General features: G+C 65.7%; 24 protein-coding genes. 14 read left to right on the top strand and 10 right to left on the bottom strand.

Annotated elements, in window-relative coordinates; genetic code table 11:
* Positions 1-56: 56 nt before the first annotated feature.
* Positions 57-926 carry a galactonate dehydratase gene (gene dgoD, locus FHG71_RS19775; RefSeq protein ID WP_218014170.1) on the top strand — a complete coding sequence of 290 codons (870 nt, stop codon included), beginning with the start codon at positions 57-59 and terminating at the stop codon, positions 924-926.
* Positions 927-1,104: 178 nt separating this feature from the next.
* Here the strand turns inward: dgoD and FHG71_RS19770 are convergent, their stop codons facing one another.
* Positions 1,105-1,686 carry a Spy/CpxP family protein refolding chaperone gene (locus FHG71_RS19770; protein ID WP_218014169.1) on the bottom strand — a complete coding sequence of 194 codons (582 nt, stop codon included), beginning with the start codon at positions 1,684-1,686 and terminating at the stop codon, positions 1,105-1,107.
* Positions 1,687-1,725: 39 nt separating this feature from the next.
* On the opposite strand from FHG71_RS19770, the gene FHG71_RS19765 reads away from it, so the two are divergent.
* Both FHG71_RS19765 and FHG71_RS19760 read left to right on the top strand, forming a co-directional pair.
* Entirely contained in the window at positions 1,726-2,295 is a 570-nt protein-coding gene (locus FHG71_RS19765; protein WP_139083419.1) for a Crp/Fnr family transcriptional regulator, read from the top strand.
* Between the two features lie 252 nt (positions 2,296-2,547).
* Positions 2,548-3,036, top strand: a complete 489-nt coding sequence (locus tag FHG71_RS19760; RefSeq protein ID WP_139083418.1) for a recombinase family protein — start codon at positions 2,548-2,550, stop codon at positions 3,034-3,036.
* Positions 3,037-3,062: 26 nt separating this feature from the next.
* Here FHG71_RS19760 and FHG71_RS19755 read toward each other — a convergent pair whose 3' ends face one another.
* The 5 genes from FHG71_RS19755 to FHG71_RS19735 form a co-directional block, all read right to left on the bottom strand.
* On the bottom strand, positions 3,063-3,416 hold the full coding sequence (locus FHG71_RS19755) for a hypothetical protein (protein WP_139083417.1): 354 nt from the start codon (positions 3,414-3,416) through the stop codon (positions 3,063-3,065).
* Positions 3,417-3,676: 260 nt separating this feature from the next.
* Positions 3,677-4,012, bottom strand: a complete 336-nt coding sequence (locus tag FHG71_RS19750) for a hypothetical protein (RefSeq protein ID WP_218014168.1) — start codon at positions 4,010-4,012, stop codon at positions 3,677-3,679.
* A gap of 17 nt (positions 4,013-4,029) precedes the next feature.
* Complete coding sequence (locus tag FHG71_RS19745) at positions 4,030-4,533, bottom strand: response regulator (protein ID WP_139083415.1); 504 nt, start codon at positions 4,531-4,533, stop codon at positions 4,030-4,032.
* A 259-nt stretch (positions 4,534-4,792) separates the two neighbouring features.
* A complete protein-coding gene (locus FHG71_RS19740) occupies positions 4,793-5,521 on the bottom strand; it encodes a class I SAM-dependent methyltransferase (RefSeq protein WP_176559526.1) in 729 nt (242 codons plus the stop codon).
* A gap of 498 nt (positions 5,522-6,019) precedes the next feature.
* Positions 6,020-6,679, bottom strand: a complete 660-nt coding sequence (locus tag FHG71_RS19735) for a hypothetical protein (protein WP_139083413.1) — start codon at positions 6,677-6,679, stop codon at positions 6,020-6,022.
* A gap of 754 nt (positions 6,680-7,433) precedes the next feature.
* On the opposite strand from FHG71_RS19735, the gene FHG71_RS19730 reads away from it, so the two are divergent.
* Both FHG71_RS19730 and FHG71_RS19725 read left to right on the top strand, forming a co-directional pair.
* The gene (locus FHG71_RS19730; protein ID WP_139083412.1) at positions 7,434-8,153 is read left to right on the top strand and encodes a response regulator; all 720 of its coding nucleotides are present in this window, start codon (positions 7,434-7,436) and stop codon (positions 8,151-8,153) included.
* On the top strand, positions 8,153-9,535 hold the full coding sequence (locus tag FHG71_RS19725; protein ID WP_139083411.1) for an ATP-binding protein: 1,383 nt from the start codon (positions 8,153-8,155) through the stop codon (positions 9,533-9,535). Before FHG71_RS19730 ends, FHG71_RS19725 begins: the two co-directional genes overlap by 1 nt.
* A gap of 70 nt (positions 9,536-9,605) precedes the next feature.
* Here the strand turns inward: FHG71_RS19725 and FHG71_RS19720 are convergent, their stop codons facing one another.
* Positions 9,606-10,010, bottom strand: a complete 405-nt coding sequence (locus tag FHG71_RS19720; protein WP_139083410.1) for a HupE/UreJ family protein — start codon at positions 10,008-10,010, stop codon at positions 9,606-9,608.
* Between the two features lie 665 nt (positions 10,011-10,675).
* The gene (locus tag FHG71_RS19715; RefSeq protein WP_139083409.1) at positions 10,676-11,353 is read right to left on the bottom strand and encodes a ParA family protein; all 678 of its coding nucleotides are present in this window, start codon (positions 11,351-11,353) and stop codon (positions 10,676-10,678) included.
* 600 nt (positions 11,354-11,953) lie between these two features.
* On the opposite strand from FHG71_RS19715, the gene FHG71_RS19710 reads away from it, so the two are divergent.
* From FHG71_RS19710 to FHG71_RS19670, 9 genes are all read left to right on the top strand, one after another.
* Positions 11,954-12,652, top strand: coding sequence for a helix-turn-helix domain-containing protein (locus tag FHG71_RS19710; protein ID WP_139083408.1), 699 nt, complete (start codon positions 11,954-11,956; stop codon positions 12,650-12,652).
* A 193-nt stretch (positions 12,653-12,845) separates the two neighbouring features.
* The gene (locus tag FHG71_RS19705) at positions 12,846-14,147 is read left to right on the top strand and encodes a hypothetical protein (RefSeq protein ID WP_139083407.1); all 1,302 of its coding nucleotides are present in this window, start codon (positions 12,846-12,848) and stop codon (positions 14,145-14,147) included.
* A gap of 290 nt (positions 14,148-14,437) precedes the next feature.
* Positions 14,438-14,797, top strand: a complete 360-nt coding sequence (locus FHG71_RS19700) for a hypothetical protein (RefSeq protein WP_139083406.1) — start codon at positions 14,438-14,440, stop codon at positions 14,795-14,797.
* A gap of 1 nt (position 14,798) precedes the next feature.
* Positions 14,799-15,026: an HGGxSTG domain-containing protein gene (locus FHG71_RS24615; RefSeq protein ID WP_139083405.1), complete on the top strand. Its 228-nt coding sequence runs from the start codon at positions 14,799-14,801 to the stop codon at positions 15,024-15,026.
* A gap of 232 nt (positions 15,027-15,258) precedes the next feature.
* Entirely contained in the window at positions 15,259-15,621 is a 363-nt protein-coding gene (locus tag FHG71_RS19690; protein ID WP_246045530.1) for a FitA-like ribbon-helix-helix domain-containing protein, read from the top strand.
* A 27-nt stretch (positions 15,622-15,648) separates the two neighbouring features.
* Positions 15,649-16,068 (top strand): type II toxin-antitoxin system VapC family toxin, encoded by a 420-nt coding sequence (locus FHG71_RS19685; protein ID WP_139083404.1) that lies wholly within the window; start codon positions 15,649-15,651, stop codon positions 16,066-16,068.
* Positions 16,069-16,366: 298 nt separating this feature from the next.
* Positions 16,367-17,625 (top strand): IS3 family transposase gene (locus FHG71_RS19680; RefSeq protein WP_425467377.1). Its coding sequence is split into 2 segments (ribosomal slippage): positions 16,367-16,718 and positions 16,718-17,625, totalling 1,260 coding nucleotides; the frame shifts between segments, so codons are not numbered across the junction.
* 127 nt (positions 17,626-17,752) lie between these two features.
* A complete protein-coding gene (locus tag FHG71_RS24610; protein WP_139083403.1) occupies positions 17,753-17,875 on the top strand; it encodes a type II toxin-antitoxin system ParD family antitoxin in 123 nt (40 codons plus the stop codon).
* 55 nt (positions 17,876-17,930) lie between these two features.
* Positions 17,931-21,599, top strand: a complete 3,669-nt coding sequence (locus FHG71_RS19670) for a PAS domain S-box protein (RefSeq protein ID WP_139083402.1) — start codon at positions 17,931-17,933, stop codon at positions 21,597-21,599.
* Between the two features lie 70 nt (positions 21,600-21,669).
* On the opposite strand, the gene FHG71_RS19665 is transcribed toward FHG71_RS19670, so the two are convergent.
* Together FHG71_RS19665 and FHG71_RS19660 are read right to left on the bottom strand one after the other, a co-directional pair.
* A complete protein-coding gene (locus FHG71_RS19665) occupies positions 21,670-22,113 on the bottom strand; it encodes a response regulator (protein WP_246045528.1) in 444 nt (147 codons plus the stop codon).
* Between the two features lie 9 nt (positions 22,114-22,122).
* The coding region (locus FHG71_RS19660; protein WP_218014167.1) for a sensor histidine kinase at positions 22,123-22,911 on the bottom strand (789 nt) is incomplete at its 5' end.

The raw sequence follows: 22,911 nt of genomic DNA, 5'->3' as shown, positions 1-22,911 counted from the left end.
GCGCCAAAGGGGTCCCGTTTGGACGCCGATCACCCCGGAAGCGGGGTCCTTATTCCATGCTGATCAACAGCCGGCTTTACGGCCTGCCCGCTTGGGAGATGCTAGGCGGTCAGGTACGAGACCGCATCCGCGCCTATGCCTGGATTGGTGGCGACCGACCACATGAAATCGCTTCCGCCGCCCGGGCGCGTCGCGAGCAGGGCTTCTCGGCCGTCAAGATGAACGCGACGGCCGAGCTCGACTTCCTCGGCACGCCCAGGCTTCTGGCCGAGGTCGTGGAGCGGGTGCAGGCGGCGCAGGCCGAAGGCATGGACGTGGGCCTCGACTTCCACGGCCGCGTCCATCGGCCCATGGCCAAGCAGCTCGCGAAGCTCCTCGAACCGCTGGGGCTTCTTTTTATCGAGGAGCCGCTCCTGTCGGAGAACCTGGAGGGCTTGGCCCAGATCGGACAGCTCGTCTCGACACCGATCGCGCTGGGCGAGCGGCTCTACACGCGCTGGGACTTCAAGCCCGTTCTCGAGCGCGGCGCCGTGGACATCATCCAACCCGACCTGTCGCATGCGGGAGGACTCCTCGAATGCCGCAAGATCGCGGCCATGGCTGAAGCGTACGACGTGGCCGTCGCGCCGCATTGTCCTTTGGGACCGCTCGCGCTGGCCGCCTGCCTCCAGCTTGCGGGTTGCACACCGAACGTGGCGCTCCAGGAGATGAGCCTTGGCATCCACTACAACGTCGGCCACGACCTGCTGAACTTCGTGACCAACCCGCAGGCTCTGACGCCCGTGGACGGCTTCCTGCCCATCCCGACCGGACCGGGCCTGGGCGTGGAGATCGACGAAGCCGCCGTACGCGAAGCGCACCGAACGCCTCACCGCTGGCGCAACCCGGTTTGGCGGACGCGCGACGGCAGCTTCGCCGAATGGTGAGCAAGGCAGCAGATCCGAGCCAGCTCAGGCACGACAGGAATGACCGCTTGCACACCTGAGATACGCAATAGCTAACCAGTTGGTCCGCTTAGGTCGGGGTAAGTGTGCGTGCTTCAAATTTGTGCAGAGCTCCCCGGCACCAAGTGAGGCCGGCCACGCTCCCGCGCGTACTCGCCAGTCAGTGACACTGGGTCCCCTCAGCCTCCGAACAGGCTCCAGAGCCGTATCCGCGCAACTCGCTGTAAAGGCGGATCTGATTACGCGTGAGGAGCGGCGGGGTCGACAGGTGCCGCGAGAGGTGGACAAAGCGCAAATCCCCACGCGCCGCCTCGGCCGCATCGATGAGGTGCCACAGACGCTCCTCGTCCAGGTCGCCCGCGGCGAAGGCCGTGTCCAGGGCCGCCTCGGCTGCCATGAACCGCTCGCCCGCCGCGATAGCCTCGGCCCGCATCTCGGCATGGATCGCCTCAATGGCGCGGACCTGATCCTCAGATAAGCCAAGCTCGTCCTTCAGTTCTAGAAGGTGGGCCGGGCCCGGCATGCCGTTAAGCTCCGCCGCGAGCGCCAGACCCCAGCCGCGCCCCTCCCGCAGCGCCTCGATGTCCTCCCCGGACAGGCTCTTGATCTCGCGCGCCTCCAGCCCGGCGTAGGAGGAGGCATGACCATGATAGTTCGCGCTGTGAGGAGCCTCCTGCGCTCCTACAGAGCCGATCGAAAGACCAAGGCCAAATGCCAAGGCAGAGATGAGTTGTAGCTGCATGGGCGAGGTCCTCCATCTGGGCGCAACTGGACCAATGGCATGCCGCACCGGCCGTGGCATATGATCGTGATTATGTCAGCTATCATCGCCCAGATCTTCGAGCCGGGAGCCCTCCGCCGCTTGGCGGCCGGAGAGGCGCTGTTCCATGCGGGCGACCGGGTGCGTCTCATGTTCCTGGTCACCGAGGGACAGGTGAGCCTTCTCCGGCCGACCGCCGCAGGCAGCCCCCTGATCCTGCAACGGTCCAGGCCCGGCCAGGTCCTGGCCGAAGCCTCGGCCTACTCGCCGCATTACCACTGCGACGCGCAGGCCTCTGGGGAGGCCACGCTGCTCACCATCTCCGTCAAACAGTTCCGCGAGCGGCTCCTCGCAGAACCTGCCTTGGCTGACGCCTGGGCGGCGCATCTTGCTCATGCCGTTCAGGAGGCGCGCCTGCAGGCAGAGATCCGGACCCTGCGCACCACAGCGGAGCGGCTGGATGCGTGGCTCGGAGAGGGACGAGCTCTGCCGGCAAAAGGCCAATGGCAGGATCTCGCCGCCGAACTGGGCGTGACCCGCGAGGCGCTTTACCGAGAACTCGCCAAGCGGCGGTCTCTGGACGTGCGTTAATCATGAATACTGTTGAAGAACTCGGCCGAGGGCTTTTCCGGGTGCCCTTCGACCAGCTTGGTCCAACTTGGCCCTGTATAAGCTGCTGATTTTGCTAGAGGCAGTTTGGCCCGAAAGTCCGATCCGGAGCCTTCGTCGGCTCGCCAACGAGTTTTCCAACAGTATTCTTGAAATACGCACAGAGTTCCTGACCTTTGCTGATCAGTGGGTTAGCCTGTGCTTATTATATGTGCGCAATAAGAGGCTGATCCGATGTCCCAGATCTACGGCTACGCGAGGGTCAGCAACGACAGGCAGACGCTCGATGCTCAGGTGGCTCAGCTCCGGGTCGCTAAAGCCGAACGGGTATTCCAGGAGAAGGTCAGCGGGGCGAAGCCGGAGCGGGTGCAACTCCGCAAGCTCCTGGACCGGCTCGAGCCCGGGGATGTGCTCCTGGTCACTCGACTGGACCGGCTGGCGCGCTCCACGCGGGACCTCCTGAACATCCTCGCTGCCGTAACCGAAAAGAGTGCCGCCTTCCACTCGCTCGCGGACGCCTGGGCCGACACCACCACACCACATTGCGGGCTTATGCTCACGGTGCTGGGCGGCTTGGCCGAGTTCGAGCGCGAGCTCATCCGCGCGCGCACTGGGGAGGGCCGCACTCGGGCCAAGGCCGCGGGCAAGAAGCTCGGCCGCGCCTTCAAGCTCACCCGCACCAGCAGCAGGAGGCGCGACAGCGCCGCGAGGGGGGCGAGATGATCACGGCGTGCAAGCCACGGATCCGGTTAGACGGCGCTGATATCCAGGCTTGAGACACAGGCCTGTGCCAGGTCACGGTTAGGCGCGTCCGAGCCGGGTGGTGTCGCCCAGCCAGCCTCGATGAGCTTGGTCCTTCGCTGGTAGGTCGGAGCCTCCAGGATGGATGTGAGCTTCTCTGCGCGGTCCGGGTCGTTCTGGGACATCTGCAGACACACCGGCACGAGTGCGGCGACAACAGCTGACTTGGCTTCCGTGGCGGCCATGGACTGCGCCGTTCCGCCCGTCACCCAGCCTCCCCATGAGAAGCCCACCACCATCGTCAGGACTGCGCCACCCAGAGCACCGTAGATGCTGGGTTTCAGCCATTCACGAGACGCCATGCTTGATCCTTATCCTCCGGCGGAGAACAGGCCGCCTTGCCTGCCGGCCAACAAAGCGAGCCTGGGCTGACCTCGCTGGTCCTAACGTTATCCTGGACCAGTTGCCGCTTCGGCATTCGGGGCAGGTTTGTCCGGCCTGTAACAGACTGTGTTGGCCCCGTGCCGCATGAGCGCAGAACCGACCTGAACTCTTGGACGGGGCGCTCCCATAACTGCGGTTTGGCATTGTTCGCAGCCCAGAGCATGGCCATGGGCCAGCCTCACTCCAAAGGTCCAAGAGTGTAGTGCTTCGTCCGACAGATGTTGGTGCGGTGCCGTTGCTCTCGTCCATCCTCAAGGATGAGGAGGAGGCTGTAGTCGCACTGCCCATCTAGGCTGGCGATGCGGATGCTGTTGGCTTTTCCAGGCGGAATGACATGGGCGTAGAGGAGGTCATCGCTCCAGGAGGTCTCGCCCATGGCGGAGGCATAGATCTCCATCACGGTCAAAGGGCTGCCATTGATGATCTCGTAAGGCACATCAGCGGCGACCGGCACGGCAAGCGCTGCAAGGACGGTGCTCACGGCAATGCGGTTGGAGCTCGCGGCGAGAGACACTCTAGGACAGCGGGCCTTCACCACGTCAGCACCCTGCCAAGCCACCGCAGGTCCACCGGCTTCCCGGCGCAGGGTACGTCGGCATAGGCGTCTGGCGTCGCCCAGGTGTCGTGACTCGAGAGCAGACAGAACGGGATGCTGCGACCGTGAAGAGCATCGGCCACCGGAAAGACGGTCTCGTCCTCGAGCTGGGTGTCGAGGATGGCGGCATCCGGCATGGGTCCTGTCCTGAAGAAAGCGAGGGCCTCGGCGACGGTCGCGGCTGGCCCCAGCACCTCGGCGCCGAGGCTTTCGAGACCCCTGTGCAGGTCCTCAGCCTGCATGTAGTCGTCTTCGACGACGAGGATGCGGCGCCCCTGCAAGAGCAAAGGCGAGTTCCGGAGCAGGTGGCCACTGGCATCTTGCCGGCGTCCCAGAGTCCCATGATCTCGCTCGAGACGATCAAAGCGTTCAGATCCCCCTTGAGGGTCGAATGCCCTGCGTTCCTGGGCCAAGGGGTCTTCGCCGACGGCCTGCCACATGGAGCCGCTCCTTTGTTTGGTGGTCTTGAGCCAATCTGACCAGAAGCGACCGGAAACATTCGCGGCATTCTTGTCCGGTCTGCAACAAGGTGTGACAGCTCCGAGGTGATGGCCCGCCTAGGGCAAATGGTCGGGGTAAGGTGGCCTGCGCCTGTCAAGAGCCTGCTATGGTCCTTGGACAAGCGGTTCTGGCTTCTCTGCTCCGGCATGGGCCGCAGCATAGGTAAAAAGCGGCATGTCATTGAGAACTCTGTCCGGCTTAGTCTCCGGCCGCCGCGCGTGCTAAGCAGATCTGGTTCAGGCTCCACGCATCGAGAGGATTGCGGGCGAAGTCGCCATAACGTGCGACCAACTCCAGTCCCTCGGCTTCAAGGAGTAAGGACAGCTCGCGCGGGAAGAATTGCCGCTGCACCAAGGGCGCCAGGGTCTGGTCCCGTCCATCCGACCCTCGCACGCGCCAATGCGAGATACGCAACTGCCGCACGGGGTCGTACTGCACCATCTCCTCAGCCTCGATCGCCGAAGATGGGTTGGGACCCAAGTCGAGCCGTCGCGGCACGCCCACGGGCATGACGAGGTGATGGAGGTTGGGCAGCACGACATCGAAGGCCAGGAGGCCTCCGGACGCGAGATGCCGCCGCACCGCCCGGAGGCATGAGCGGACATCCTCGCTCTCGAGCAGATGGGTGAGCGAGTTGCAGGAGATCACCACAAGTGCAAAGCGCCGTCCCAGGTCAATGTCCCGCATGTCGCCCAGAACGAAGGTGACCGGCACGCTGGCCGCTTCGGCCTTGCGCCTGGCGGCGTCGAGCATGGCGCATGAGGCGTCCAGGCCCACGACGTCGTGGCCGTCACGTGCGATCGGGACGGTCAGCCGTCCTGTCCCACAGGCCAGTTCCAGCACGGGGCCGCCGCAGCGTCGGGCCTCCTCGCGGTAGAAGTCCTCGCAGGGGCCGGGCTGGACAATGGCATCGTACAGATCCGACACGTCATAGAGCGAGGGCGTGTTGTCCGGCGTCGGGGGGGGGGGGGGGTGAAAGGCGTTCCCGCAATCGATCCGGCATCTTGGTCGAACGAGGGCGGAGTGGAAGCATGGCTTGATATCATTCGCATCCGACCCGGGTGGCATCGGTCCAGAGCACGCTCAAGCGCTTTCGAGAGCTGCTCCTCGGATAGCCCTAGGTGCGCGTCGTCCGGGACATCCACGGGCGTTGAGGAGCCACCGGTGGCCGGAACTGACTCCGGTCCGGGCCGCTGCCGTCAGGAGCTGGACGAAACCTGCGGCAATCGAAGCCCCTGTCTCGGGAACCAGGTCGACCCTGTGTTGGGCCGGTGAGGCGTGCCGGTATCCTTGCCGGCCTCTTGGCGCTGCTTCCCATCAGTCGGTTCGGCTTGCGTTCGCGGCAGGCCAGCTTGGACGAATTGTGTGTCCATATCCTATCTTTCTTTGATCTGGTGGAAGGGCGATGTGGCGAGGGACGGATGCCTACTCAGCTGGCCTCCCGCTTGCGTCGGAGTGACGGGGTCGCCGCCGCTTCCACCCCGATGGTCGGTTCCAGCGCGACCGGAGGGTGCTCAGGGCATCGTGGAGAGCCGGGGCCTTGTCCTTGGGTCTCAGAAGGCGGGCGGGCAGGCGAACCGACTGTGGGCGCGTCGACCGGCGGAACATCGAGATCCTGTCCCAGTCGGTGATGCCTTGCTCCAGTTCTCGACTGAACATGAACCAGCCACGGACGGCGCGAACTCGGTGCCGGACGATGATGGGCAGCACGAGATGCTCCACCACCACCTCGTCGGTGTCGGAAAGAGCGCACATGCGGCCGATGACCGGCACCTGTTCGTCCAGAGCGCGCACGAGATCGCTGCGCCAGTGGAACTGAAGGCCGGCGCGATACACCTGGAGCACCTCAAAGCCCGGCTCCGATCGGCCGGCGAAGCGAAGCAGATTGCTGTCGGCCTCGACAACATGGAACTTCGGGAATGGGGCGTTGGTCTCGGGCAGAGCACGATAGCTGGCCCGGTACATGGCTTCGTCCGCGTCCAGCCTCGACAGGTCATCGATCGAGTTGACAGCCTGAAGCGCGTTCAGGAGGCGGATGCTTGGCGGCAGAAGCGGGCCGAGGTCGTCGGCCTGGGCGTAGGTCATCTTGTGGGACATCTCAATGAGCCTTCCTTGCGTCGTGGACAACGGTTGGGAAGAGGGTCGTCGCTGAGAAAACAGCGGTGGCCAGGGCATGGGCGTCTCGGAAGCGAGCGTGGAAAGAAGGGCAGGCCGACGGGAGCGGCGCCGGCCTGCCCAGTGCCGGTGCCCCCAGGTGGGCGACTAGGGCACCGGATGCATAAGGGTCATCGGCTCACGTCAAAGGCGGTCACGGGGCGAACTCTTCGGGCAAGGGCCACGTCCTCGGCGGCTTGGGCGTCCAGCCAAACGCGCCGGCGCTCGACAAGGGCTGGGTCCTCGGGACTGGCCGACATCAGCGGGTCGACAGACTCGGCCCAGAGCCAATCCGGGTGACGAGGCTCGTCCTGTGCCGGACGGCGGGACGCGGCTCGAGCGCGACTGAAGGCTCGGAGCGGCCGGGGGAAGATCAGCCTGAGCGGCCGTGTCATCATGCGCGCCGTGAGCATGCCGGGTGTCCTTTCGTCAGTGGCCGAGGCGACGCCAGCGCGTCAGTGCCGTAGCCGAGTTGCAAATCGACGCCTGTCTTGGCGCCGTCATGTGATCAACCTAGGCGGTCGAGGCACGTCGGATTCGCGGCGTCTCTTTCGAGATTGTAACAGGCTGTGTCGGTCCCGGCGGTCGACACACCCTGACACCCCTTTTTGCTGGGCCTCGGATCCGCTTCTGCTAAGCGTCTCGACAGTTTGCCGATCCGGGCACCGCCCAGGGCAGGAGGACCATGTCGCAACCGCAGCAGCACATCCTTGTCGTCGACGACGATCCCGAGATCGCCGACCTTGTGGGCCGCCTCATCGCGGCCGAAGGCTTCCGCGTCAGCCGCGCGCCGGACGCACGAGCTGGACGACGCGTGATGGAGGGCGGCACGGTTGACCTTCTGGTGCTCGACCTGATGCTGCCGGGCAAGGATGGGCTGACCTTCTGCCGAGAGCTAAGAGCCGAGGGGGTGGAGACCCCAATTATCATGCTCACGGCCAAGGGCGACGACTTCGACCGCGTACTGGGGCTGGAGATGGGCGCGGACGACTATCTGCCCAAGCCCTTTCACAGCCGTGAACTCCTTGCGCGGATCAAGGCCGTGCTGCGGCGGAGCGATGCGCCCGGAAAGCGCCCCTCCGAGACCACACCGCGCTTTCTGTCCTTTGCCGGATGGCGGCTCGACACCGGCAAGCGGGAGCTGGTGTCCGCGGATGGCGTGGTCGTTCTCCTCAGCAGCGCGGAATACGAGCTCCTGATGGCTTTCGTGACCTGGCCGCAGATGGTCCTGTCGCGCGAGAAGCTCCTGGATGCGACGAAGGGACGCTCGGCGATCATCTCGGACCGGAGCATCGACATCCAGGTCAGCCGCCTGCGCCGCAAGCTTGGGGACGATCCCCGCACGCCGCGGATCATCAAGACCGTCTGGGGCGACGGCTACCTCTTCACGCCGGACGTCAGCTGATGGCAACCCGCCCCAGCATGCGTTTCCAGACGGCTGCGATCATCGTGGTGAGCTTCCTGCTGTCGCATGCGGCGGGGCTCCTGTTCTATAGCCTAGACCGGCGTGGCGCGCTCGAGATGACCGAGGCCATGGACCTGATCGAGCGGGCCGCCGGCATCAGCCGGCTGGTGCGGGAGCTGCCGACCAGCTGGCAGGCCAGCATCGTGCGGTCGTCGGACAGCCGGGCCTTCCGGGTCTGGGTCACAGCCGAGCCGGCCTCGCCTCTGCGCGAGCTGAGCCCGTCCGAACTGGAGATGGACGCCTATCTCCGAAGTCAGGTGCCGCAACTGGCGCAAGGGGAGATGCGGGTGCGGCTGATCGAGGGCGCGGGAGACCGCGTGATCCCGCCCCCGCTCGACCTCGGGGACCGGATCTCCGTCTTCCCGTCGTACTGGGAGACCACCTATGCCATTCCCAGCGTGGCGCTCTCGATCCGGCACGCCGACGACGAGTGGGTCAACTTCCTGGGCGCCATCGACACACCCCGTTCCGTGGGACCGGAGCTGTTCCTGGCCAACGTCACTTCCGCGGTAGTGGGCATCGCGCTCGTGGCGTTCTGGCTCGTGAGCCGGGTAATCTCGCCGCTTGGGCGTCTCGCCCAGGCAGCGGAAAGTCTGGGCCGGAACATTTCCTCGGAGCCGCTGCCGGTCACCGGGCCGCGCGAGGTGGCCGTCGCAGCCGCGGCCTTCAACAGCATGCAACGTCGGCTGCTGGAGCTGATCCACGGACGCACCGAGCTTCTGGCCGGGATCTCCCATGATCTGCGCACGCCGCTCACGCAGATCCGGCTGCGCCTTGAGCTGACGCCCGAGTCCCCAGAGCGCGACAAGAACCTGTGCACACTGGACGAGATGGACGCTATCATCGGCACGTTCCTGACCTACGCTCGTGCCACGGGCGAGACCGAGGAGATGACGCGGATCGACCTCGGGGCGCTGGTGGCGAGCGTGTGCGACGACTTGGCCGACCTCGGTGCGGCGATCGACTGCCAAGCCGAGCCGAGTCTTATCATCCGCTGTAAGCGCGTCGCCATCAGGCGCGCGGTCACGAACCTCGTCGAGAACGCCATCAAGTATGGGCACGAGGCGCAGGTGGTCGTATCGCGCTTGGGCGACCGGGCCGTGATTGCCGTCGAGGACCGCGGGCCAGGCATCCCGGAGGACCAGATGCAAGCCGTTGTCCGGCCCTTCCACCGCGCGGAGGTCTCGCGGTCGCCAGACCTGGGCGGGGTGGGGCTGGGCCTCAGCATCGCGCAGGCCATCCTGGAGGACCATGGGGGCGAGGTGCGCCTGACGAACAGGCCGCAGGGAGGACTGAGGGCCGAGATCCTGCTGCCGATCTGAGCCTGTTGGCCCTGTCCAGACAGCTGGAATGGATCACCCGTCAGATGTGCTCCCGTCGTTCAGAACTGACTTATCCTGCAAACCCGCTGCCAAGAGCCGAGCCGTGGAAGAGGCCAAACAGCGCCGCCAGACTGAAGGCGTCCTCCAGGGGCGGGCGCGCCGCGGAAGCCGCAGCCACGGTCAGCACGAGAGCGGAGGCCCAGGTCAGGACTTCGGGGATCTGCAGTAGCCGGCTCCCGTCTGCGCCCAAGAGCATGCCCAGGCCCATTCCCAGAACAAAGGCCAGGGGCAGAACCACAGGGGCGTGCCCCCCGATCCGGCCCGCCCACACGCCTACCGCCAGCGTGGCGATAACATGGCCGAAGCTCAGGAGGGGATAGGACAGCCCTGACGCCAAGGCGCTCCGTCCGGCCGGGGTGAGGCCGAAGCTACTGATCATCACGACCGCCACCAGCACCAGGGCAACAGCAGGCAACACAGGGTCTTCACGCGTGATATCTCCGGCTTGGGCTACCGCCTCCCCGCTCCGTTCCGCCGAGGCGCCCTGTGACGACGGTCATTGCAGACCAGCAAGGATCAGTTCGTGGCCCCTGCGCGGGTAAGACCATGCTGCGCGCAAGGGCCTGGGCCGCTGCGCACGGGAGCAAGGAGGCAACCCCCGGCGCGTCCTGGCGTCCAAACAGGAGGGCTGCGGCGAGCCCTTGCAAGGGACCTAGACCCCTCCAGAGCAGGATCGAGAAATCCGTCAATCTTTGGTTCGGGCCAGGAGGGCTCCAATCGATGCGTATGTACGTCTGCACCGCATCAGGAGGTGTTTTCGATTGGCCTTCCCACTTCTGAACCCAAAATGACTGAGGGGGTCATCCTTGGTTTCGTCCCTGCCCTTCATAGCTGTCCATCAGGATTGCGAGCATGTCGGCGTAAGTCCGGCGGTCATCGCGGCATAAACGGCGGAAGCGAGATATAACCTCGAGAGGCGCTTTGATGCTGATCTGACCATCCGCCACTGGTTCGCGGCTCGGCCAGCGCTCCGGCTCAACTCTGAGGGGCGGCTCGGATGGTAGGACGGAGATGGGCGCAGCGACCGTTGGCGCAACCGATGGTGCGCGCTCCGCTTCGAAGCGGCGTAGACGGTCCAGGTCAAGCGACCTCGGCATGGCGGGCCTCCTCCAAGATGTCGACCACCTCGGCCGCAAAGGCTTGGGCGTTATCGATGGCCTTGTCGATGCCGCTCACCTCCAAGGGATCAAGCCCACGCAGGCCACCGCCCGCGTTATGCAGTGAGGAAAATGCCGTGCGCCGGTGGAGTTCGGTCGCGAGCGCTCGTGTGGCAGCACGCAGTTGGCCGTTGATGTGCTTCTCCAGCTTGCTTTTCACGGCAGCGTTGGTGCGGGCGAAGAGTACCACGGCCGGGATCGGGCGCCGGCGCGCGCGTCCCTCCCGGGTGACCTGAGCCAGGGTCTCGATCGCCTCGTCTGCATCTTGCTGCTCGTCACCTGTGGGCACGATGACAAGATCGGACTCGGCAATGGCGAAGGACGCAAGTCGTGAGGCTGACCCCTCAAGGTCGATAACCACAAAAGCAGCCCGTGTGCGGGCCTGAGCGATCTCATCTTGAATCATCTTTTCTCCGCCACTGCGGATCACGGCAAGGCGCGCTGGGAGAGTCGCGAGACCCGACCAACGCACAAGGCGTGCTGCCGGATCAGCATCGATCAGAACGACACTGGCACCCTCAGCAAGTTCGGTTGCTAGTATGATTGCGGATGTGGTCTTTCCGGCTCCCCCCTTTGAGGAGGCGAAGGAGATGACGGGCATCGTTGTGCCTTTCTGAACTGCTCGTACGGCCACGATGGCTATTTTGATAACCTTAGGGAAGCCCCGGCATGCTAAGGTTTGTCTACCCTGTGGCAAGGTGGACATGGCTAGGCTACTCAAGGGTAGGTTAGGGTACCCTACGCTACCATTGAGTACCGTAGGGTAGGCATGGCTAGGCCAGCGGTCCGATCTGAGCGTTAGTCAGTCAGCGTTGCATCAGCTATCGGCTACCAAGGACAGCTCAGAACCAAGGGCTGGCCAGCTGATCGCCACTCACGAAGCTCGTTGCTCTGGAGGGACAACTCCGGCACGATGATGTGAACCGCTGTCCGGGCACCGAGTCCGTGTGGCGCGAGGAGCAACCTTGGGGAGGGCAGCAGCCCAAACATAAAGAAGCCCGCCAGTGGCGGGCCTCGATATCCGGAAAGACCGGGAATGCTAATGCTTGACACCTTTAGCTTCCCACATCTTCCCGGCCGATCGCAAGAGCTTTCTTGCCACGGGAGAGCTTTGCCCTCGCGCAAGTCCGCGCCGGGCTGAGCGCCTCCCGGTGGATGGCCCCGCCCTGTCGGTTCCCCGCAACCGAGAGGACCACAAGACATGTTCACCACCATCGGGGCCGTCCTGACTGGAGCCCCAGCCGGAGCGGCGCCCCAGCCGGTCCGCCGGGGCTCCCACCTGGCCGGGCGCTGCGAAGGCACGTTCTGGCGCGCCACCAGCCGCCAGGAGGTCCGCCGCATCCTGCTCGCTGCGCGGCGCTTTGATCTCGTGGGTCGCAGGGCCGGGCGGCGCAACGGCCCTCTGGGCCATGTCGCCCTCGAGGTGCTGGAGCTCCTGGGCCACCTGGTCCGCTACAGAACCGGCCGCCTGGAGCCCTCGCTCGACTACCTCATGCGCACGCTGCGCCGCTCCAGGGACGCCATCGTCCGGGCCCTGCAGGCCTTGCGGGCCCACGGCTTTCTCGACTGGCTCCGCAGGTACGTACCCACAGGGCGAGAGGGCAGGGGGCCTCAGCTGCGCCAGACCAGCAACGCTTACCGCCTGAGCCTGCCCGCGCGCGCCGTGCGCCTCCTCGGCCTCCAGGGCCAGCCCATGCCGCTCCCCGACGACGTCCTGCAGGCCCAGGCCGCACGGCAGCAGGAGCAGGAGGCCTACAAGGCAAGTCTACCTCTGCAGGAATTCGCTGTCCTCGAGGTCGACGACACCCGGTTGGGACAGCTCCTAGCCCAACTCGGGCGACACGTGCAGGAACGCGAGTCCGCCAAGCGGGCGGAATTCCAAGCTAAGGATTTTACCTAGCAACAAAGAAGCATTGATGCCGATCCGATCGCCATCTGCATAGACCAGAGGGCTTCTCTCACTACACTCCCGCACAGGCGAGCCGTGCAGGGAGGCCGAGAGGTGTTGAGCTGAGCAGAACGCTGTCTTAACCCACGATCTGCCACCCAGCGGCAGGCCAAGAGACCGAGCATAGAAAGTAAAAGCCCCACCCATGACAGAGCCCTCGAAGAAGACCCCGGGCTTCTTCGCCGTGGACGTCCACCAGCTGGACCAGATCCGCGCCAAGAACCTCGGCGTCGAAGAAGCGGCAGCCTACCTCAGCCTGATGGTGAGCACCGACCAGAGCAACATCATCTCGAGGGGCGGGATCCACTCGGTGACGGAGTACACCGGCCTCACGCGCTCGGAAGCCAAGAGAGCCATCCAGCGTCTTGAGCAGCACGGGTTGGTGCGGAGCCTGGAGGTCGAGCGCAAGCGGGCCAGGACCGTTTCTCGCTATGACATCCCAATCCATGACAGCCGCAAGCCGCTTGCTGGGAAAGAGCGGCTCCTGGTCGAGGCCATTGCAGCCGGCCAGCAGCCCGAGGGAAAGGTCGAGCTGAACGCTGCGCAGCGTGCAAAGGAGAAGGGATACATCGAGAAGCGATCAGATGGTTGGCATATTCTGGAGCAGGTCAACGAGGTGGCGTTCATCCCCAACAGCTTCGTGCGCGTCAGCAGCGGCTCCTCACCTCTGGCAAGGCTGGTCAACAACGGGGAGCTGGGGCCAATCCTGCTCGCAGTCGAGCTGTACCGGCTCCAGAACCTGATGGACGACCGCGGTGTTCCCCACGAGGTCATCCGAGGGTATTTCGACGGACAAGCCTACCCTGTGCCTTCAGACCTGCTGCAAAGGCACAAGCTGCATATCCTTAGTCCAGGACGCGTGTATCGAGATGCATCAGGCAAGGAGAACTCGCTCAATCAGTCCTGCGAACCTCATCGCTTCCGTGACTACAATCGGGACACGTTCTGGAGGAGCCTGACGGCTCTCAAGGAGGCGCATGTTGTCGAATGGGTTGTTTACAGCGCCAACGGGAAGCCATCAGGCGATCGGTATGCCTACAATCGTCCCCAGAGGCTGCTTGGCGTTCTGCGCAATGACCGTCACGCCCTCAGTACACCAGAAAGCCGTCCAGCCTTTCTAGCGTATCTCGTCTGGTGTGTGAGGACCGCGGGCCAAGCTTACCTAAACCGCTCGTTGTCAGACCTCATCGAGGAGTGGCGGCGGCACTCGCCCATCATTGCCGTGGAGAACGCGTCCGTAGCGCATGTCGAAGGGATCAGTATCCTGCGGATGACGCATCGCGCTGCCACCGAGAACACCCGGGTCTGGTACCGCGATCTGTGCCAGGAGTGCGATGACGCACTTTTTTTCATCGCTGAAGCAGCACGGCCCAGCTTCCCGCAAGTGTCTGCCTTGGAACAGAGACTTCGGGGTATGAAGACCTTGGAGGAAGCTATATCAACTTAGTTCAAAACCAGTTCAACTTAGGTCAATGACCAACCAACTTAGAACCAAACTACTCGTCAACGACGTCTCGCGCGCGAAACGATCCTTGCGCTAACCTCCGAGTAGAATGAAGACGTCAAGAGTACGCCCAGAAGTCGAGCGCAGTCACTGGCTGGGGACGGCATCCAACATAGCCAAGACGTGGTCTGCCGAGAGCTGTTCCAGGTTCAGCGACGACGATCAGATCCCAAGGCCGCAAGTCTTGGGAACGATCTTGTCTATAGGCCTGCAAGTGAATGACAGAGATCACCATGACCGAACACACCTCCTCCTGGCTGAGTGACGCTGACCTTGCTGCCTTGCGCCGTGAGGCAGACCTGACCCAGACCGGGCGCGCCCAAGCCGCTGGGATCGGCCGCCACGCCGTGAGCCACTGGAAGGGGGAGGACGTCGTTGATGCCCGGCACCATGCGCCCCAGCACATGCGCGTGGAAGCGGGCATTTCCGACATCCACGCCGTATTTCGAAAGGCTATCGCGCGCGCAGGTGCGCCCGCGTGGGATGGGGTCTTAGTCGCTGGAAGAGAGCAGCAGACATGGGAGCGCCTTGAGCCGCAGCACGACGTGGAACCGGTCGGCGGCGCCTGCGGCTCTACGGTCCACGGCTGCTGACGTGCGGTCCCCAGCCCGACCTCCGGGGCATCGCGCGCCCTGCGGCGCACTCACGCGCAAGAAGCAGCCCTGCCGCGCGCTCTCCGAGCCCGGCCGGCAGCGATGCCGGTTCCACGGCGGCCAAAGCACGGGACCCAAGACCCCCGAGGGTCGCGCCCGCATCGCCGAGGCACAGCGCCGTCGCTGGGCCGCTTGGCGGGCCACAAAGAAGGCGCAGGAAGACGGATGACCCGCCACCCCTCACCGGGCCTTCGGACCAGTCTGCTCGGCCTCCCTCTGGAGACGGCACGTCATATTCAAAGATGGCTCAAGGTGACCTCCTCTCGATTGAGCGGCTAACCTTCTGACATGCCTGGAGGCGTGATGGATGATGTTCTGGTAAACAGGGCTGAAGGCAGGAAACGGCTCCTGGACGGCCCTCCACCTCGTCCAATACAGGAATCGCGGGTATGAGGTCTCGCATGGCCGACTGCATCGAGCTGGCGTCATCGGTCTCGGTCTACGGCTCATGTAGGATTGATTGCAGTGCAATCACTTCCTATCCTCTGGTCATCCGTGCCCGGGAGTCTGTCATCATGGCCAGCCTGACTATTCGCAATCTCGACGAGGCCGTGAAACAGGGCCTGCGCCGGCGCGCGGCCGAGCGGGGGGTGTCCATGGAGGAAGAGGCGCGCGCCGTTCTGCGTGCCGCGGCCCTGGCCTCCCCGGGCCCGCGCGACCTCGGCGCGGCCATCCGGGCGCGCTTCGCTCCCATGGGCGGCGTGGATGTCCTTGAGGCTGTCCCGCCGCGCGAGCCCGGGCGCACTGCTCCCACGTTTGACTGACGCAGCTCGGCCGGAAGTGGGCCCACCATGATCGTCCTCGACACCAACGTCGTGTCCGAGCCCATGCGGCCCGTGCCGGACGAGCGCGTCCTGCGCTGGCTGGCCGCGCAGGATGCGAGCACGCTCTTCCTCACGGCCGTAACCGAGGCTGAGCTCCGCACGGGCTTGGCGCTTCTACCCACGGGCAAGCGGCGGGAGGGGCTGACACTAGCGCTCGAAGCGGTACTTGCGGAAGACTTCGCTGGTCGGGTGCTGCCCTTCGAGGGAGGCGCCGCGGCCCGGGCCTATGCCGCCATCCAGGCTGAGCGTCGCGAGGCGGGGCGGCCGATCGCCATGGCTGACGCGATGATCGCTGCCATTGCCCGGAGCCGGGGCATGCAAGTGGCCACGCGGAACACGGGCGACTTCGAGGAGACTGGGGTGGAGTTGGTGAACCCGTGGGCTTGAGGGCCGGTCGCGGATCATCTGTGGTGGGTTTTGGTGAATGCCGGCGCACCGGGGTGCGGCAGCCTTGAGCCACGAAGCGCTGGCCCAACTGGCCGGCGCAACCCGAGATGCGCAAGTGACATGGCCCCAGATCCAGCAGAGTACCCCCCTTGTAAGGCGTGGGTGACTGGCCGGGGCCACGATCCCCACGCACTTGGCCAAACTTGGCAGGAGAGATGTCAACTTTGGTTGAAGCTGCCCCCGAACTGACCGGACAGGGTCTCCCACTTCCCTAAGGGGTAGGAGTACTGTTCACATCATGACTGGTCACATCCCACGGCCCGAGATCCTGACCGAGCCTCAGCGCCGGCGTCGCTGGTCGCCGGCCGAGAAGCTGGCGATGGTCGAGGCAATCTACGATCCGGGCGTCACGGTGAGCCTGGTGGCGCGCCGCAACGGCATCCAGCCCAACCAGCTCTTCGGGTGGCGCAAGCTGGCCGCTCAGGGCGCGCTGACAGCTACCAGCGCCCAAGAGGAGGTCGTCGCGGCCTCGGAGTACCGAGCGCTCCAAGGTCAGGTTCGCGAGTTGCAGCGCCTGCTCGGCAAGAAGACGATGGAAGCGGAGATCCTGCGCGAGGCCTTGGATGTTGCCGCCCCCAAAAAGCGGCCATTGCGCATGCTGTCGTGGCCCGGGGAGGGTTCACGGTGAGCGCGGTGTGCGAAACGCTGGGCGTGGCGCGCTCGAACGTCATGGCCCAGGCCCAGCACGGCCGGGATGCCTCGCCAGCTCGCCGGGGCCGTCCGCCTATGCCGGACGCAGAACTCGTTGTGCAGATCAAGGAGATGATTGGCGAGTTGCCCACCTACGGCTACCGCCGGGTGCATGCGCTCCTGCGGCGGCAGGCCAAGTCTGACGGCGTCCCGCCGCCCAACCACAAGAGGGTCTATCGCGTCATGCGCGAGCACGGCCTTCTGCTCCAGCGCCATTCAGGACGTGACGAAGAGCGCTGCCACGATGGCCGGGTCGCGGTGGACCGCTCCAACCTGCGCTGGTGCTCGGACGGCTTCGAGATCGGCTGCGATGATGGCGAGAAGGTGCGTGTCGCCTTCGCGCTCGACTGCTGCGATCGCGAGGCTCTGGGCTTCATCGCCACCACGGAGGGCATCAAGGGCGAAGATGTCCAAGACCTCATGATCGCGGCCGTGGAGGCCCGCTTCGGCCAGGTGAACCGGCTGCCACACGTCATCGAGTGGCTGTCGGACAACGGATCGGGCTACATCGCCGCCGACACAAAGGCGCTCGCCCGCGAGATTGGCCTGGAGCCGCGCACCACCCCTGTTCGAAGCCCGCAAAGCAACGGCATGGCCGAGGCCTTCGTCCGCACCATGAAGCGCGACTATGTCCGCGTCTCACCACACCCCGATGCCCGCACCGTCATCGCCCAACTCCCCGGCTGGTTCGAGCACTACAATGCCGTTCACCCGCACCGGGCGCTCGGATACAGATTACCCCACGAGTTCATCGCAGTGATCAGCCTCTCATTGCGCACATATGATACGCACACGCCAACCCACTGATCAGCAAAGGGCTAGACTCCTGTGCGTCTTTCAAGAAATACGCACAGGGTTTTCGGGTGGCTCGACCACCTCCGGGACCAGGGTGCGCCATGTGTGACACCCTCATCGTCCGTTCTATCATCCGGCCATGGCCGCCAAGCACCACCGACATGTTGCCCTGACCGAAGCCCTGACGAAGTTCGTCGACACACAGGTGGCCGAAGGACGCTACGCCTCGGCAAGCGAGGTGGTCCGCGCTGGCCTTCGCTAGCTCATCGAGCGAGAAGAGACGGTTGCCCGTCCGGCAGCGAAGGACAGCTGAGCCCATGAATGACATAGTCGGCCCAGCTACGGGCACCCCGGCCTTCGTGGCGGGCGAGAGCGAAATGGTCCGCCGCATCCGCGAGCACGACTGGGCGGCCACGCCGCTCGGGTCCATCGAGACCTGGCCGCCGCACCTTCGGACCGCCGTGGACATCATGCTCCATGCGCCCGGTCCCCTCTCCATTCTGTGGGGCCCCGAGCGCATCCAGCTCTACAATGACGCCTACATCGCCGTCGCCGATGGCCGACACCCCGACTGCCTAGGCAAGCCCGCGGCCACCAACTGGGGCAGCGCCTACGAGGCCTTTCTGCGGCCCATCTTCGACCGGGTGTTCGCGGGCGAGTCCATCACGATCGAGGACCAGCCGGTCGAGATCCCGAGGACTGACGGGGAGGGCCCCACCGAGCGCACCTTCACGGCTTCGTTCTCGCCCATCCGCGACGAGGCAGGCCGGGTGGCGGGCATCTTCCACCCAGTCGTCGAGACGACGGGCCGTATCCTGGCCGAACGGCGGCTTCGCCAGAGCGAGGCGCGGCTCGGAGACGTTTTGGGCGGCATGGACGAGGCCTTCGGCCTCATGGACCGCGACTTCCGCATCCTGACCTTCAACGAGGCCGCGCTGCGGCTGGAGACCCGTTCCCTTTCGGAGATCGTCGGGCGCACGCACTGGGAGGTCTATCCTGGGTCCGAGGACAGCGAGATCGGCCGCCTCTACAAGCGCGCCCTGGCCGAGCAGCAGACCGTCTCCCTCGAGCACCGCTACAGCTGGGAGAACGGCACCGCGCGCTGGCTCGACATGCGCGCCTACCCCGTCCCTGAGGGGCTTGCAGTCTTCTGGCGCGACATCTCCGAGCGCAAGGAAGCCGAGGAACGGCTACGCGAGAGCGAGGCACGCTTCCGCCTCATGGCGGACGCGGTGCCTCAGATCGTCTGGGTCACCGATGCCGAGGGGCGGACCGAGTTCTTCAACAAGCAGTGGTCCGACTACACGGGCGTGCCTTACGAGCCGACCACGGCCGCCCAGGTGGCCGCCAATCACGTCCACCCGGACGACGGGGCGGCCACGATGGCCGCCTTCAACGAGGCACGACGCACCGGCACGACGTTCCTGGTCGAGCACCGCATTCGGTCCGCCTCGGGCGACTACCGCTGGTTCCTGGTCCGGGCCGAGCCTTACCGCGACCCGGAAACGAGCGAGATTGTCCGCTGGTTCGGGGCCTCAATCGACATCCACGACCGGCGCCAGGCCGAGACCGAGCTCCGCGAAAGCGAGGAGCGTCTGCGCGCCATCGTCGAGACCGCAACGGACTACGCGATCTTCACCACCGACCCGGACGGCCGGATCGAGACCTGGCCCAAGGGGGCGCAGGAGATCTTCGGCTGGAGCGCCGAGGAGGCGGTGGGTCAGCTGGCCGAGATGACCTACACGCCCGAAGACCAAGCCCAGAGCGTGCCCGCGAAGGAACGGCAGGAGGCGCGTGAGAAGGGGCAGGCCCTCAACGTGCGCTGGCACCTGCGCAAGGATGGCTCGCGCGTGTTCATCGACGGGGTCATGCGGCCCCTGGACGGCAAGGATGGCGCTCCGTCGGGCTTCGTGAAGGTGGGCCAGGACGTAACCGAGCGGCGGCAGGCGGAGACCCGGCGTGACGCGCTGGTCCAGCTCGCCGAGCGGCTGCGCGACCTCGACGATCCCGACGAGATCGCCTTTGCCGCCTCCGAGATCCTGGGCCGGACACTCGGGGTGAGCCGGGTGGGCTACGCCACCATCGATCACGAGGCGGAAACGCTCCACGTCGAGCGCAATTGGACGGCCCCCGGGATCGGGACCTTGGCGGGCACTCTCAACTTCCGCGACTATGGCTCCTTCATCGACGGCCTGAAGCAGGGCGAACAGATCGCCATCTCCGACGTGCGTCTGGACGAGCAGACGGCCAACGCGGCCAACGCGCTCGAAGACCGGAACGTGCGCTCGCTCATCAACGTCCCGGTCATGGAGCGGGGACGGCTGGTGGCCATGTTCTTCGTCAACTCGGCCCAGGTCCGGGACTGGTCGCCCGAAGACATCGTCCTCATCGGGGAGGTGGCGGGGTGGACCCGCACCGCAGTAGAGCGGGCCCGCGCCGTAACAGCTTTGCGCGAGCTCAACGAGACACTGGAGACCAGGGTCGCGGAGCGCACGGCCGAGCGCAACCAGCTCTGGGACCTCTCCCAGGACATGCTGGCGCGGGCGAACTACCAGGGCATGATGACGGCCGTGAGCCCCGCCTGGGGGCACGTGCTGGGCTGGTCGGAGACGGAACTCCTGAGCCGGCCTTACGCCAGCTTCATGCATCCCGAGCACATGGGGCCCACCCTGGAAGCTTTGGCTCGCATGGGCGAGACCGGGGCCCCCACACGCTTCGAGAACCGGATCGCCACGAAGGACGGGGGCTGGAAGCCCATCGAGTGGACGGTCGCGCCCGAGCCCGACAGCCCCAACTTCATTGCCGTGGGCCGCGACATCAGCCCCGAGAGGGAGCGCCAGGCCGAGCTCGAGGCCGCCCAGGAGCAACTGCGCCAATCGCAGAAGATGGAGGCGATGGGCCAGCTCACCGGCGGCGTGGCGCACGACTTCAACAACCTTCTCACGCCCATCATCGGCTCGCTGGACCGACTGCTCACGCGCGGGGTGGGCAGCCCGCGCGAGCGGCAGCTCATGGATGGAGCGCTGCAATCGGCCGAGCGCGCCAAGACCCTGGTGCAGCGCCTCCTGGCCTTTGCGCGACGGCAGCCACTCCAGCCCACGGCGGTCGATGTCAGGGAGCTGGTGGGTAGCATGGCCGACCTCATTGCCAGCACAACGGGGCCGCGGATCGATGTGCGGGTCGAGTTGCCCGCGGATCTGCCACCGGCACTCGCCGACGCCAACCAGCTCGAAATGGCTCTGCTAAATCTGGCGGTGAACGCCCGCGACGCCATGCCGGAGGGCGGCACGCTGACCATCTCGGCCGAGCGGATCTCTGTGAGAACAGGCCGTCGCACCAAGCTCCGCCCCGGGCATTACGTCCGCCTGTCAGTCCAGGACACCGGCGTGGGCATGGATGAGGCGACGCTGGCCCGCGCCGTTGAGCCGTTCTTCTCGACCAAGGGCATTGGCCGAGGGACAGGGCTGGGCCTCTCGATGGTGCATGGGCTGGCTTCGCAGCTCGGGGGCGGGCTCACGATCTCCAGCAGCCCCGGCCAAGGCACGACCGTCAGTCTGTGGCTGCCCATCAGCGCGGTCGTGGTACAGGAGGGCGAGCAGGACAGCCATGCCCCGGCTGCCTCCAAGGCCCAGGGCATAGCATTGCTTGTGGACGACGAAGACCTCGTTCGCATGAGCACCGCCGACATGCTGACGGACCTGGGCTACGAGGTCGTGGAGGCCACCTCGGCCGAGGAGGCCCTGCGCCGCATGGACGAGGGGCTCGCGCCGGACCTCGTGGTCACCGACCACCTCATGCCGGGCCTGAGCGGCGTGGACCTGGCCCGCGAACTGCGCTCACGCCGGCCGGAGCTGCCGGTGCTGATCGTCTCGGGCTACGCGGAGATGGACGGCATCGCCCCCGGCTTCCCGCGGCTCACGAAGCCGTTCCGGGCTGCGGAGCTTGCCCAGAGCCTTGCTGCTCTGGGACCGGATGGCGCGACATAGCCGGGAGCAGAGCTGGTCGACACTCGCAGAGAGACCATGCGGTCCAGGGCTCGGACCAATGCACGACCGTTCACGGCCGGAGCGTCGAGGATCGGCCCTGCCCAGAGTCTGTGGTCCGCCCGCTGTCGGTCACCAGAATCTCGTGCATGGCGGCAATGAGCGTGGCGGTCGAGGTGGGCTTCCCCAGGCTTGGGGCGCCGTCCAGCGCCTCGTCCCGAGGCCAGGCGGCTGCGCCGTAGGCGCTCGCGATGGCAAAGGGCACCATCATCCGGCGCAGGACCCGAGCCACCGGGACGACCGTCTCGTTGCGCAGGTTCATGTCGAGGACCGCTGCGTCGGGTCGCTGCTGGTCGAGAAGCTGGAGAGCCGCCTGCACCGTGGCCGCAGGCCCAAGCACCCGGAACCCGCTCTCCTCCAGCACCGCCTCCAGCTCCATGGCAATGAGGAACTCGTCCTCGACCACGAGGATGAGGCGAGCCTCCCCATCCAGGGGCTCAGGAGGGACAGGTTGCAAGGGGTCTCCTCAGGCCAGAGGGACGTCGATCCTGGTCCGTAAACCCTTGGGCTCGAACTGCTGTTCCACCGTGCCACCCAGATCGTTGGTGACGCTGAAGGCGATCAGGCGCGAGCCGAAGCCCTGGTGATCGGGTGGGGTGACAGGAGGGCCGTCCGCCTCTACCCAGTCGAGGCTCAGGAGCCGTCCGCCGTCTCGGTCCGACGCTGTCCAGGTGATCTCGACGGCGCCCTCCGGGGCCGAGAACGCCCCATACTTGGCCGCGTTCGCCGCCAGCTCGTAAAGCACGAAGCTCAGGGGCACCACCTGCGCGGGCGTGAGCGCCACGTCCGGACCGGGGCGGACCCGAGCTCGACGTGGGAACGCCGCGAGGGAGCGCTCGACTAGGGCCTTGAGGCTGATCGTGCCGCCATGGGTGAGGATCAGCTCCTGAGCGTCGGTCAGGGCTGCCAGCCGGGCCAGCAGCGCGCTCCGGTAGTCCTCGGCCGACCGGCCCTGTGTCTTGGTCTGGGTGATGAGCGCCCGCACGACGGCCAGCAGGTTCTTCATCCGGTGCTGGGTCTCGGCCAGCAGGATGTCCTTCTCCGCCGCCGCGTGCCGCGCCTCGGTCACGTCCTCGAACATGAGCAGGATATTGGTGCTGCTGTTGCCGGGGTGAACCAGACGTCGGGCGCTCAGGAGCATGGTGCGGGAGCCCTGCCCGGGCACGTCGAGATGCACCTCGAAGGGCTCCGTTGCAAACCTCGTCAGGTCGGGTGATCGAGCGCTAAGCGGAGCAACGGCAGCAAGCGCATGAAC

The sequence above is a fragment of the Rubellimicrobium roseum genome (assembly GCF_006152145.1).
Taxonomy (GTDB): Bacteria; Pseudomonadota; Alphaproteobacteria; order Rhodobacterales; family Rhodobacteraceae; genus Rubellimicrobium; species Rubellimicrobium roseum.
This window is presented reverse-complemented; position numbering and strand designations above follow the sequence as displayed.